The 12,780-nt window shown below is 69.5% G+C and carries 11 protein-coding genes; all 11 read right to left on the bottom strand.

Features of this window, described 5'->3' with window-relative positions; all coding sequences use genetic code 11:
- Positions 1 to 246 precede the first annotated feature (246 nt).
- Entirely contained in the window at positions 247 to 684 is a 438-nt protein-coding gene (locus tag AB0Q90_RS30755) for a hypothetical protein (RefSeq protein ID WP_363163244.1), read from the bottom strand.
- A 299-nt stretch (positions 685 to 983) separates the two neighbouring features.
- Positions 984 to 2,303: an MraY family glycosyltransferase gene (locus AB0Q90_RS30760; protein WP_363163245.1), complete on the bottom strand. Its 1,320-nt coding sequence runs from the start codon at positions 2,301 to 2,303 to the stop codon at positions 984 to 986.
- Between the two features lie 129 nt (positions 2,304 to 2,432).
- A complete protein-coding gene (gene glyA / locus AB0Q90_RS30765; RefSeq protein WP_363163246.1) occupies positions 2,433 to 3,677 on the bottom strand; it encodes a serine hydroxymethyltransferase in 1,245 nt (414 codons plus the stop codon).
- Positions 3,678 to 3,745: 68 nt separating this feature from the next.
- The gene (locus AB0Q90_RS30770) at positions 3,746 to 4,411 is read right to left on the bottom strand and encodes a protein-tyrosine-phosphatase (protein WP_363163247.1); all 666 of its coding nucleotides are present in this window, start codon (positions 4,409 to 4,411) and stop codon (positions 3,746 to 3,748) included.
- A complete protein-coding gene (locus AB0Q90_RS30775; RefSeq protein WP_363163248.1) occupies positions 4,408 to 5,055 on the bottom strand; it encodes an L-threonylcarbamoyladenylate synthase in 648 nt (215 codons plus the stop codon). Before AB0Q90_RS30775 ends, AB0Q90_RS30770 begins: the two co-directional genes overlap by 4 nt.
- Before the next feature lie 49 nt (positions 5,056 to 5,104).
- Positions 5,105 to 5,950 (bottom strand): peptide chain release factor N(5)-glutamine methyltransferase, encoded by an 846-nt coding sequence (prmC, locus tag AB0Q90_RS30780; protein WP_363163249.1) that lies wholly within the window; start codon positions 5,948 to 5,950, stop codon positions 5,105 to 5,107.
- Positions 5,951 to 5,981: 31 nt separating this feature from the next.
- Positions 5,982 to 7,058: a peptide chain release factor 1 gene (prfA, locus tag AB0Q90_RS30785; RefSeq protein WP_363163250.1), complete on the bottom strand. Its 1,077-nt coding sequence runs from the start codon at positions 7,056 to 7,058 to the stop codon at positions 5,982 to 5,984.
- A gap of 109 nt (positions 7,059 to 7,167) precedes the next feature.
- A complete protein-coding gene (rpmE, locus tag AB0Q90_RS30790) occupies positions 7,168 to 7,389 on the bottom strand; it encodes a 50S ribosomal protein L31 (RefSeq protein ID WP_093720256.1) in 222 nt (73 codons plus the stop codon).
- 123 nt (positions 7,390 to 7,512) lie between these two features.
- Complete coding sequence (locus tag AB0Q90_RS30795; protein ID WP_363163251.1) at positions 7,513 to 8,655, bottom strand: LCP family protein; 1,143 nt, start codon at positions 8,653 to 8,655, stop codon at positions 7,513 to 7,515.
- 204 nt (positions 8,656 to 8,859) lie between these two features.
- Positions 8,860 to 10,629, bottom strand: a complete 1,770-nt coding sequence (locus AB0Q90_RS30800; protein ID WP_363163252.1) for a trypsin-like serine protease — start codon at positions 10,627 to 10,629, stop codon at positions 8,860 to 8,862.
- A gap of 121 nt (positions 10,630 to 10,750) precedes the next feature.
- On the bottom strand, positions 10,751 to 12,733 hold the full coding sequence (gene rho, locus AB0Q90_RS30805; protein ID WP_363163253.1) for a transcription termination factor Rho: 1,983 nt from the start codon (positions 12,731 to 12,733) through the stop codon (positions 10,751 to 10,753).
- Between the last annotated feature and the right edge of the window lie 47 nt (positions 12,734 to 12,780).

Genomic DNA, 12,780 nt, shown 5'->3' on the forward strand with positions numbered 1-12,780 from the left:
CTGGGTCTGGTCAGCACTCACCGCGGGCTCCTTCGGCGTGACGCATGGGTACGGCAACCTCGTTGTGTCGGCGCGGCACAAAGCCGCGGGTCGGCACCGGACTGGTGTTACGGATGTGGGGGCGGCTCTGGGGCATCCAGCCTCGCGATCGAGCAGGCGTCAGCTCAGATGCCCGCGCCCGCGATGCCGCAGTTGGCACCGGACGATAGCAGGAGTTGCTCGTGGCCTTTATCCCGCCCCTACCCCTCACGACGGCGGCCCCGACTTCTCGGGCTTCTCACTCTTCTCGGAGTCCGGGTCGATGTAGAAGATCTTGGCCTTCATATGCGCACGAGCCTGCGCAGCCATCCACACGACGGTCGCGACGACGAGCGAAACCGCAAACGCCTTCGCGTTGAAGAGAGAGGTGTCCTTGAAGAGGGCAACAAAGATCAGGAGGAGCAGGAGCTGGGCGACATAGAGCATCAGCCCCATGGCCTGAAACAACTGCGGGAGCGTTTTTGCCGTCCACTGAAGGACGTACAGACCGATCCCCATGAAGAGAATGGCGAGCACCGTGCCGACAGTCGCCCCGAGGGCTCCCTTGCCTCCGGCGACCGCACCGCTGACGGCAACGGTCACCAGACCGGCAGCCGCTGTGGGCACAGCGCACTGCAGAAGGTTCCGGGCGTCATTGGACGGCATGGCGGCAACTCCGCTTTCGCAGGGGGCAGGGTGTCGTCATGGACGAGCGTAGTCCCGGGCTGAGAGAGAACCTCACGCCAACGGACCGTCGCAGTGAGGTCCTTCGGCTCTATCCGGGGGTTCTCGTGAACGGTATCACAAACTATTTGATGAGGTCTTTACCTGCCAGGTGTGCTCGGCATCACACATGAGAGTGACCCCGCGCGTCTGTGCAGGAACCGCGCCCTTTTGTCTGATATAGGGCCGGTTCGTTCCCCCACGATTTGGCAATGCTCTAGTCAGATTCTTACCTTGCCGCGTCAGCGCGACGTTCCGGCCTTACGCCTGTCCAGGAGATGCGATCGGGCGCCGATGGCGGTCGCGCCGTTGACGCCCGACACCCCGACGGCCGTGGGCACCGCCTCCCCCTCGGGGGTCTGCGGGGTGCCGGCCGCCGGTTCCACCACGGGCGTACGGCGGCGGTACCGCGGCGGCACGATCCGCTGGGCCCACATCGGGGCGCGCGGCGTGAAGCGGGGCAGCAGGAGCAGTACGAGGCCGATGGCGCTGAGGATCACGATGCCCAGCACGATCCACATGGACGCCGAGTTCACCGAGTAGGCCAGGGCGCCGAACGCGATCAGCGCCGACCAGAAGTACATGATCAGGACGGCCCGGCTGTGCGAGTGGCCGATCTCCAGCAGCCGGTGGTGCAGATGACCCCGGTCCGCCGCGAACGGCGACTGACCGCGCCACGTACGCCGCACGATCGCCAGCACCAGGTCCGCGGCCGGGATCGCGATGATCGTCAGCGGCAGCAGCAGCGGGATGTAGACCGGGACCGTCTGGTGCACGGCCGCCTTCTCGGAGCCCGCGAACAGCTTCAGCGCGTCCGGGTCGACCTGTCCGGTGATGGAGATGGCGCCGGCGGCCAGCACCAGGCCGATCAGCATCGAGCCGGAGTCGCCCATGAAGATCCGCGCGGGGTGCATGTTGTGCGGCAGGAAGCCCAGGCACATGCCCATCAGGATCGCCGAGAACAGCGTGGCCGGGGCGGCGGCCTCGATGCCGTACGAGACCCAGACCCGGTAGGCGTAGAGGAAGAACGCGGCCGACGCGATGCACACCATGCCCGCCGCGAGGCCGTCGAGGCCGTCGACGAAGTTCACGGCGTTGATGGTGATGACGACCAGCGCGACGGTCAGCAGGGTGCCCTGCCACTGGGTCAGCGCGACCGAGCCGAAGCCCGGGATGGGCAGCCACAGGATCGTCAGACCCTGCATGACCATGACGCCGGCGGCGATCATCTGGCCGCCCAGCTTGATCAGGGCGTCGATCTCGAACTTGTCGTCCAGCACACCGATCAGCCAGATCAGCGCGGCACCCGAGAGCAGCGCCCTCGGCTCGTTGGAGTTCTCGAAGACGGTGCTGAGGTTCGTCAGGTGGTCGGCGACCAGCAGGCCCGCGCACAGGCCGAAGAACATCGCGATGCCGCCGAGCCGCGGAGTCGGTTCGCGGTGCACGTCCCGCGCCCGGATCTCCGGCATCGCTCCGGCCACGATCGCGAACTTACGCACCGGCCCTGTCAGCAGATACGTCACCGCGGCCGTGATGCAGAGCGTCAGCAGGTATTCACGCACGGGCTTCCCCACAGGTCTCGCTGGCCATCTCAGCCCCACACCCTAGCGAGGGACGCATATGGTTGGGGACTTCCGGGTAGCGACGATGGTTGCACGTGTGCCTGTGCACTCGGGTGCGGCTACCCCCGCTCAGCCGGGATACGGCGGAAATCCCCCGGCCAGCTCCCGCACTTCTTCACGTGTTTTCTGGGTCTCGGCCTCGCCCCGGAGCACTCCGGCCGTCATGGCGGCGATCCTGGCCATCTCCTCCTCGCCCATGCCCTGTGTGGTCAGCGCCGCCGTGCCCAGGCGCAGGCCCCTGCCGTCACCGTGCGGCAGGGCACAGCAGTCCAGGACGATCCCGGCGGCGGCCAGCCGCCCTCGGGCACTGCGGCCGTCGAGACAGAGCGGTGCCGGATCGGCGGTGATCAGATGCGTGTCCGTGCCGCCCGTGGTCACCACCAGCCCCTCGGCGGCGAGCCCCGCCGCGAGAACCCTCGCATTGGCGACCACCTGATGGGCGTACGCGGCGAACGCCGGTGTTGCCGCCTCGCCGAACGCGACCGCCTTGGCGGCGATGGTGTGCATCTGCGCCCCGCCCTGGGTGAAGGGGAAGACCGCCCGGTCCACCCGTTCCGCCAGCGTGGAGCCGCACAGGATCATCCCGCCGCGCGGCCCGCGCAGCACCTTGTGGGTGGTGGCGCACACGATGTCGGCATACGGCACCGGACTCGGCGCCGCTCCCCCGGCGACCAGCCCGATGGGATGGGCGGCGTCCGCGATGAGATATGCGCCCACCTCGTCGGCGACCTCGCGGAAGAAGGCGTAGTCGATGTGGCGGGGGTAGGCGATGGAGCCGCACACGACGGCCTTGGGCCGGTGGTTGCGGGCGAGCGTGCGCACCTGGTCGTAGTCGATCAGTCCGGTCTCGGCGTCCACCCCGTACGGCACGAAGTCGAACCAGCGGCCGGAGAAGTTGGCGGGCGAGCCGTGCGTGAGATGACCGCCGTAGGGCAGGCCGAGCGCCAGGACGGTGTCGCCCGGGCGCAGCAGGGCGGCGTAGGCGGCGAGGACGGCCGACGAGCCCGAGTGCGCCTGTACGTTGGCGTGCTCGGCGCCGAACAGCGCCTTCGCCCGGTCCACGGCGATGCGCTCGGCGACGTCGACGATCTCGCAGCCGCCGTGGTGCCGGGCTCCCGGGTAGCCCTCGGCGTACTTGTTGGCGAGCGGTGAGCCGAGCGCGGCCAGCACGGCCGGCGAGGTGAAGTTCTCGGCGGCAATCATCTGGAGCGTGGTCGCCTGCCGCTCCCGTTCCCCGAGCAGGATCTCCGCGAGCTCGGGATCCTGCCGGCGCAGGACATCTACATCGGCCTCAAGGGCAGGGCTGACCGACATGGTGGACTCCGGCCGTGGACGGTGACGTACGTCCAATGTAGGCCCGGGATCCCTGGGGCGCTCGGTTGTCAGGTCCTTGCGGGTACACCGGTGAGGGCTGTGACGACCGGGTCCAGCGCCTCGTGTATCTCGTCCCCGATGGACCGGAAGAACGGCAGGGGCGCCCCGTACGGGTCGTACACCTCGTCCGCCTCGGCCGTCGGGGCCAGTAGCCACCCGCGTAGAGCCGCCGCGGCGCGCACCAGGGCGCGGGCGCGTTCCACCACGCCTTCCTCCAGCGGAGGCAGGGTGGCGGGGTCGATGGCGTTCACCAGGCGGGTGAACTCCTTCAGCGTGAACGTGCGCAGGCCTGCCGAGTGGCCCATCGAGACAACCTGGGCGCGGTGGTCGCGGGTCGCGGTCAGGACCAGGTCGGCGCGGATGACGTGCTCGTCGAGGAGTTCACGGCCGACGAAACCGGAGGCGTCGGCGCCGAAGTCGGCGAGGACCGTCTCCGCGTTGGCCTCCATGGGCGCGCCCTCATGGCCCCAGGTGCCCGCGCTCTCCACGATCAGCGCGCCGCCCAGGATGCCGAGCCGCTGCATCACGAAATGCCGCGTCAACCGCTCGGTGATCGGCGAGCGGCACACGTTGCCGGTGCTGACGTGGAGGATGCGGAAGGTGTCCCTCGGGAAACCGAAGGTGGTGGTCTCTTCCCCGTTGCCTATGCCACGCCCCGCGTCAGGGGCTGTCAATTCGCCACCTCAAGGTCGGGTACGACCTTGCGGAGCTCGTCCGCCGAGATCGCGCCCTCGCGCAGCAGGACGGGGACCTCGCCGGTCACGTCGACGATCGACGACGGGACGTTGCCGGGGGTCGGGCCGCCGTCCAGGTAGACGGAGACGGAGTCGCCGAGCATGGCCTGGGCCGCGTCGCAGTCCTCCGGCGCCGGGTGCCCGGTCAGGTTCGCCGAGGAGACCGCCATCGGGCCGACCTCGGTCAGCAGCTCCAGCGCCACCGGGTGCAGCGGCATGCGCACGGCAACCGTGCCCCGGGTGTCCCCCAGGTCCCACTGGAGGGACGGCTGGTGCTTGGCGACGAGAGTGAGCGCGCCCGGCCAGAACGCGTCGACCAGCTCCCAGGCCAGCTCGGAGAAGTCGGTGACCAGACCGTGCAGCGTGTTCGGGGAGCCGATGAGGACGGGCGTGGGCATGTTGCGGCCACGGCCCTTGGCCTCCAGCAGATCGCCGACGGCCTCCTTGGTGAACGCGTCGGCGCCGATGCCGTAGACCGTGTCCGTCGGCAGCACCACGAGCTCGCCACGGCGGACGGCGGACGCGGCCTCGCGCAGACCGGTCGTGCGGTCGGTCGCGTCGTTGGTGTCGTATCGCCGAGCCATGTCTAGCGGGCCTCCTCGTACACGTACATCTGAAAGGTCTGGGCGGTGCTCACGGCAGGGCCTTGCGGGCCGTGGCGAACCGGGGGCGGTTGTTGAGGTCGGGATGGTCGGCCGCGTCGGCCCAGCCCCGCTCCTCGGTGAAGATCCACGGCACCTGGCCGCCCTGGGTGTCGGCGTGCTCGATGACGACGACACCGCCGGGGCGCAGCAGGCGGTGCGCGGTGCGTTCGATGCCGCGGATGAGGTCGAGGCCGTCCTCCCCCGAGAACAGGGCGAGTTCGGGATCGTAGTCCCGCGCCTCGGGAGCGACGTACTCCCATTCCGTCAGCGGGATGTACGGCGGGTTGGAGATGACCAGGTCGACCTGGCCGTCGAGGTCGGGGAAGGCATCGAGGGCGTTGCCCTGACGCAGGTCGACCCTGGACCCCTCCACGTTCTTCCGGGTCCACGCCAGGGCGTCCTCGGACAGCTCCACGGCGTGCACCCGCGAGCGCGGCACCTCCTGGGCGAGGGCGAGCGCGATGGCGCCGGAGCCGGTGCACAGGTCGACGATGCAGGGCTCCACGACATCCATGGCGCGTACGGCGTCTATCGCCCAGCCCACCACGGACTCCGTCTCGGGCCGGGGCACGAAGACGCCCGGCCCGACCTGGAGCTCCAGGTACCGGAAGAAGGCGCGCCCGGTGATGTGCTGGAGCGGCTCGCGCTGCTCACGGCGCGCGACGACCTCCCAGTACCGGGCGTCGAAGTCCGCGTCCTTCACGGAGTGCAGGGCGCCCCGCTTCACGCCGTGCACGAACGCGGCGAGCTCCTCCGCGTCGTTGCGCGGCGAGGGCACGCCGGCGTCGGCCAGCCGCTGGGCGGCCTGTGCCACCTCCGCAAGCAGCAGGTTCACGCTCGTCCTCCGGTACTCAGTACTCCGTGCCTTACGCGGCTGCGAGCTTGGCGGCCGAGTCCGCGTCGACGCAGGCCTGGATCACCGCGTCGAGTTCGCCGTCCAGGACCTGGTCCAGGTTGTACGCCTTGAAGCCGACGCGGTGGTCCGAGATGCGATTCTCCGGGAAGTTGTACGTACGGATCTTCTCGGAGCGGTCGACGGTGCGGACCTGGCTGCGGCGGGCGTCGGCGGCCTCCCTCTCCGCTTCCTCCTGCGCCGCTGCGAGCAGCCTGGAGCGCAGGATACGCAAGGCCTGCTCCTTGTTCTGCAGCTGGCTCTTCTCGTTCTGGCAGGAAGCGACCACTCCGGTGGGGATGTGCGTAATGCGCACGGCGGAGTCCGTCGTGTTGACGGACTGCCCACCGGGGCCGGAGGAGCGGTAGACGTCGATGCGGAGGTCGTTGGGGTTGATCTCCACGTCGACCTCCTCCGCCTCGGGCGTGACCAGCACACCGGCCGCCGAGGTGTGGATACGGCCCTGGGACTCGGTGGCCGGCACACGCTGCACGCGGTGCACGCCGCCCTCGTACTTCAGCCGCGCCCACACGCCCTGGCCGGGCTCGGTGGCGCCCTGGCCGCCCTTGGTCTTCACGGCGACCTGGACGTCCTTGTAGCCGCCCAGCTCGGACTCGGTGGCGTCGATGATCTCGGTCTTCCAGCCGACGCGCTCGGCGTAGCGCAGATACATGCGCAGCAGGTCACCGGCGAACAGCGCGGACTCGTCACCGCCGGCGCCCGCCTTGATCTCCAGGATGACGTCCTTGTCGTCGCTGGGGTCGCGCGGGACGAGCAGCAGCCGCAGCTTCTCGGTCAGCTCCTCGCGCTGCCGGTCCAGCTCCTTGACCTCGGCGGCGAAGTCCGGGTCGTCGGCGGCCAGTTCGCGCGCGGTCTCCATGTCCTCGCCCGTCTGCTTCCAGGAGCGGAACGTGGCGACGATGGGGGTGAGCTCGGCGTAGCGCTTGTTCAGCTTGCGCGCGTTGGCCTGGTCGGAGTGGACCGACGGGTCGGCGAGCTTCTTCTCCAGGTCGGCGTGCTCGGCGACGAGTTCCTCGACGGCCTCGAACATCTTGGGGCTCCTGAAATGCGTACGAAGGGAAGTGGCGGGCGACCAAAAACGCCGGTCCCGGACACGCCCGGGTAGGGGGCGCGGCCGTGGACCGGCGAAATGGGGCTCGCTACTTCTTGGAGCCGGCAGCCTTGCCGAAGCGGGCCTCGAAGCGGGCCACACGGCCACCGGTGTCGAGGATCTTCTGCTTGCCCGTGTAGAACGGGTGGCACTCGGAGCAGACCTCGGCGCGGATGGTGCCGCTGGAGATCGTGCTACGGGTGGTGAACGACGCGCCACAGGTGCAGCTGACCTGCGTCTCGACGTACTCGGGGTGGATGTCGCGCTTCAAGGTGTCTCCTAGTTTCGGGAGGGCACCGGGTCGCCGTCCGCGGGCTGCGGGGGCGTGAACCGGGGCCGACGTACCAGTCTGCCAGGACTGGGGCCATCCCCCAAAACGGGGGGTGGGGGTGAACTATTCCCCGGCGGTCACGACGCCCTTCGCCTCGCCCGTCGCCGTGTCCTTCGTGGCCGACTTCGGGATCGCCTCGTCGTTCTTCAGGGCCTTCCAGACCTGCTCCGCCTGCTGCTCGGCGACGATCACGCGGTTGGGGTTGGCCGGGTCGTACTGGACCGGCATCGTGACCATCTTCATGTTCTTGGCGTCGATGCCCTTCAGGCCGTTGGCGAAGGACATGAGGGAGTTCACCGAGCCGAGGTCGGAGTCGGTGGTGATGGTCTTGGTCGCGGTGTCGGCCAGGTCGTAGAGCTTCTTCGGGCTGGTGAACAGGCCGACGTCCTTGACCTGGTTGATCAGCGCCTTGATGAACGCCTGCTGGAGCTGGATGCGGCCGAGGTCGGAGCCGTCGCCGACGCCGTGCCGGGTGCGGACCAGGCCGAGGGCCTGCTCGCCGGTCAGCTGGTGGGTGCCGGCCTTCAGGTTCAGATGGCTGTCGGAGTCGCTGATGTCCTCGGTGGTGGTGACCTCGACGCCGCCGAGCTCGTCCACGAGCTTCTGGAAGCCGCTGAAGTCGACCTCCAGGTAGTGGTCCATGCGGATACCGCTGATCGACTCGACGGTCTTGACCGCACAGGCGGCGCCGCCTGTGGTGTACGCCGAGTTGAACATCACGTCGTCGGCGGCGTCGTGCGTGTTGCCGTCGGTGTCGGTGCACTCGGGGCGGTCGATGAGGGTGTCGCGCGGGATGGAGACCACGCTGGCCTTCTTGTGGCCCTCGTAGACGTGCACGACCATCGCGGTGTCCGAACGGGCGCTGCCGTCGTCGGTGCCGCCGCCGAGCTCCTTGTTGCTGCCGGAGCGGGTGTCGGAGCCGAGGACGAGGATGTTCTCCGAGCCGTTGTCGACCTTCTCGGGCCGGTCGGTGCCGAGGGCCTGGTCAATGTCGACGCTGTCGATGTTGCCGTTGAGCTTGAAGTACAGGTAGCCGGCTCCGGTGCCGCCCAGGACGACGATTCCGGCGGCCGTCCAGGCCATGATCAGCAGGCCCTTGCGGCGCTTGTCGCGGGGCTTGCGGCGGCGGCCCTTGGCGCGGTGGCGCGGGCCGTTGGTGCCGTCCTCACCCGGTATGCCGGGCTCCGGTGTGCTCTCGGCGGACATGGGCTCCTCGGTTCTCGTCCGGTCGGTTACCCCCTGCTTTCAGGGTCAGGCGTGGCGTTACGCGTCGTACCGCCCCATGGTCGCTCCGTCTGGTCAGACGGGGAAACCGGGGACAGGGTTGCACAACGCGCTGTGCCCACCGCCGGGGGCGATGGGCACAGTGCGTAGTTGCCTCAGCGGGGCTTGCGCCCCTCACCAGGGGTTTCAGCCCCAGATGTCGTACTGCTGGTAGCCCGTGCCGACCGAAATCCTTGTGGCAAAGATCTCGCTGGTGGCCTTGCCGGTGCCCTTGTACAGGTAGAGCGTGCCGCCCGGGGTGCGGGCCAGCAGGTCGGCCCGGCCGTCGCCGGTGATGTCACCGACGGCGTCGAAGGCGTTGTAGCCGCTCCAGGTGCGCACCTTGATACGGCTGGAGAACGGCGCCGAGGCGCTCCCGGTGCCCTTGTAGAGGTACACGGAGGAATCGCTGCGCTTGCGGGCGATCAGGTCGGCCTTGCCGTCACCGGTGAAGTCGCCGTGCCCGATCAGGACGTTGTACTGGCTCCAGCCCGTGCCCGTGCCGACCTGCACACGAGCCGCGAAGGTGCCGTCACCCTTGCCCGGGTAGAGCCACAGCTTTCCGGCGGAGTCCACCGACAGCAGGTCGGGCCGGTAGTCGCCGGTGACATCGCCGGGGACGACGATGCGGGTGCGGGTCGCCCAGTTGTCGGCGACCTTGCTCGTCGCCCAGGAGCCGCTCGCGGGCACCCAGTGCTTCCAGAACGCATCGCCGTCGGAGCCACGCCGCACGAGCAGGTCCTGGTAGCCGTCCCGGTTGAGGTCGGTCTGCCGTACGAGGTTGAAGGCGCCCCAGTTGCCCCAGGACTCGCGGGTGCCGAAGGAGGTGCCCGTGGAGTCCTTCTCGTAGCCGATCTTGGTGGAGGCGTTGCGCACCCACAGGTCGGCCTTGTTGTCGAGGCTCAGGTTGGTGTCGTCGACGCGCGGGTAGGTCACGCCGACGTACGTCTTCACCTTGCTGAAGACGCTGTACGCGCCCTTGGCGACACAGTCCTGCACGCCCCAGGAGACGACGCCCACGATCCGGTTGTCGACGACGAGCGGGCCGCCGGAGTCGCCGTTGCAGGCGGAGGTCGTACCGGAGTCGCTGCCGCTGGCGGGGTTGCCCGCGCAGACCATGTGGCCCTTGACGAAGTCGGTGCCGTAGTAGCCGGCGCAGGTGGCGTCGGACTGGATCGGCAGCGTCGCCGTCTTCAGGGTCTCGGAGATGTCCTGGCTGGTGGAGCTGGTGCGGCCCCAGCCGTAGACCTTGGCGCTGGTGCCGGCGGTGTAGGAGGCGGTGTCGGTGGCGGTCGCCATCCGGATCGGGGTCGCCGTGACCGGGTTGGCCAACGTGAGGACCGCGATGTCGTTGTCGATCGTCCGCGCGCTGTAGTCGGTGTGGTTCCACTGCCGCCGGACCGCGGTGGCGGTGCCGCCGTTCAGGTCCCCGTCGGGCAGCTGCGCGGTGCCGGTGACGACAGCGCCGTACGCCTTCCAGTTGTAGCCCTGGACGCAGTGCGCGGCGGTGAGGATCTTCGTCGGCGAGACGACGGCGCCGCCGCAGAAGAAGTAGACGCCGTTCGTCTCGTCCTGGTACCAGAGCTGGGCCATCCACGGCGCGTTCGTGATGGTCGTCGTGGTGCCGCCGATGACCATCGCGTCGACCGTGGAGGAGCTGCTGTACGACGACTTGGCGGTCGAGACTCCGGCGGTGTCGTCATGAGCGGCGGCCCCCAGGACGCGCTGCTCCAGCTCGGCGAGCGTGGGCGAGTCGGCGCTCGGCACGGCGGGCGGAGTCGGCTCCGCCGAGGCGGCGCCCGCGGTCGAGGTCAGCAGGGCGGCGCCGACAGCCGCGGCGATGCCGGCGGCGGCGACGGGCAGCGCGATACGTATCCGGCGTCTGTGACGGCCACTGCCGGACCGGGTCGTGGGCAAGGAAGTCCCCCCAGTGATGCGTGAGTCGAGTGAGGTGCCTGATGCACCACTCCTCTCAGCGCCAAAAAGCCGATCCCCGTCACTGCTGTGACGGGGATCGGCCTGAGGAACTGCGAAGCGACTAGTCGCCGTTGCCCGGCGTCGGCGTCGTCTTCTGGATCTGCATCAGGAACTCGACGTTCGACTTCGTCTGCTTCATCTTGTCGAGGAGCAGCTCGATGGCCTGCTGCTGGTCGAGCGCGTGCAGCACCCGGCGCAGCTTCCAGACGACCGCCAGCTCCTCGTTGCCGAGCAGGATCTCTTCCTTACGGGTACCGGACGCGTCCACGTCCACCGCCGGGAAGATGCGCTTGTCGGCGAGCTTGCGGTCGAGCTTGAGCTCGGCGTTGCCGGTGCCCTTGAACTCCTCGAAGATCACCTCGTCCATGCGGGACCCGGTGTCCACCAGGGCGGTGGCGAGGATGGTCAGCGAGCCGCCGTCCTCGATGTTGCGGGCCGCACCGAAGAAGCGCTTCGGGGGGTACAGGGCGGTCGAGTCGACACCACCGGACAGGATGCGGCCGGAGGCGGGCGCGGCGAGGTTGTACGCACGGCCCAGACGCGTGATCGAGTCGAGCAGCACGACCACGTCGTGGCCCAGCTCCACCAGACGCTTGGCACGCTCGATGGCGAGCTCGGCGACCGTGGTGTGGTCCTCGGCCGGGCGGTCGAAGGTCGAGGAGATGACCTCGCCCTTGACCGACCGCTGCATGTCGGTGACCTCTTCCGGACGCTCGTCGACCAGGACGACCATCAGGTGGCACTCGGGGTTGTTGTGCGTGATCGCGTTGGCGATCGCCTGCATGATCATGGTCTTGCCGGTCTTCGGCGGGGCCACGATCAGACCGCGCTGGCCCTTACCGATCGGCGCGACGAGGTCGATGATGCGGGTGGTGAGGATGCCCGGGTCCGTCTCCAGGCGGAGGCGGTCCTGCGGGTACAGCGGGGTGAGCTTGTTGAACTCCGGGCGGCCGCGGCCGTGTTCGGGCGCCATGCCGTTGACGGAGTCGAGGCGGACCAGCGCGTTGAACTTCTCGCGGCGCTCGCCTTCCTTGGGCTGACGCACGGCACCGGTGATGTGGTCACCCTTGCGCAGGCCGTTCTTGCGGACCTGGGCGAGGGAGACGTACACGTCGTTCGGACCCGGCAGGTAGCCGGACGTACGGATGAAGGCGTAGTTGTCGAGGATGTCGAGGATGCCCGCGACCGGGATCAGGACGTCGTCCTCGGCGATCTGCGGCTCGCTGGCGATCTCGTCACGGCCACGACGGCCACGACGGTCGCGGTAACGCCCGCGACGGCCACGGCGACCGCCCTCGAAGTCGTCGTCATCCTGCTGCTGGCCACGGTCCTGACGACCGCCGCCCTGCTGCTGGCTCTGCTGCTGGCCGCGCTGGCCGCCCTGCTGGTCGTCGCCCTTGCGACGGTCGCCGCGGTCACCGCGGTCGCCACGGTCACCGCGGTCGCGGTCCCGGCCACGCTCACGGCGGTCGCGACGGCGGCCCTCGCCGCCCTCACCGGCTTCACCCTGCGCGGGCGTCTCGGCCTTCGGCTCGCTCTTCGCCTCGGCGGCGACGGTCTCCGGGGCGGCGGCCGCGGGGGCACCGGCCTCGGCGGTCGCACGACGGCGACGGCGCTCAGCGGGGGCGTCGTCGGAGGCCGGCTGGCCGGGAATCTCGATCTGCTGCTGGGCCACGGCCTTCTCGGCGGGAGCCTCGGCCTTCTCCGCCTTCTTGGCGGGGGCGTCCTCGCCCGTGCGGGCCTTGGAGGTGGCCCGGCGCTTCGGCTTGGTCTCGGTGGCGGCGTCGGCCTTGGGGGCCGCGGCACCACCTCCGGCCTGCGCCTCCTTGATGACCTCGATCAGCTGGCTCTTGCGCATGCGCGCGGTGCCCCTGATGCCGAGGCCGGATGCGACCTGCTGCAGCTCGGCCAGCACCATGCCCTCAAGGCCGGTACCGCGGCGCCGCCGGGAGCCGGCACCGGTGGCAGGCGCGGAGGCGTCCGTGGCGGGCGCGGCAGCGGTCTCCTCGACACGTGCGCCCATCAGATCGGTGGTGTCGCTCACGAAGGGTCCTTCCCTGGAGCGGACGTCGGCCTGTCTGGCTCGGCGAC

This window comes from Streptomyces sp. NPDC079141, from assembly GCF_040686775.1.
Lineage (GTDB): Bacteria > Actinomycetota > Actinomycetes > Streptomycetales > Streptomycetaceae > Streptomyces.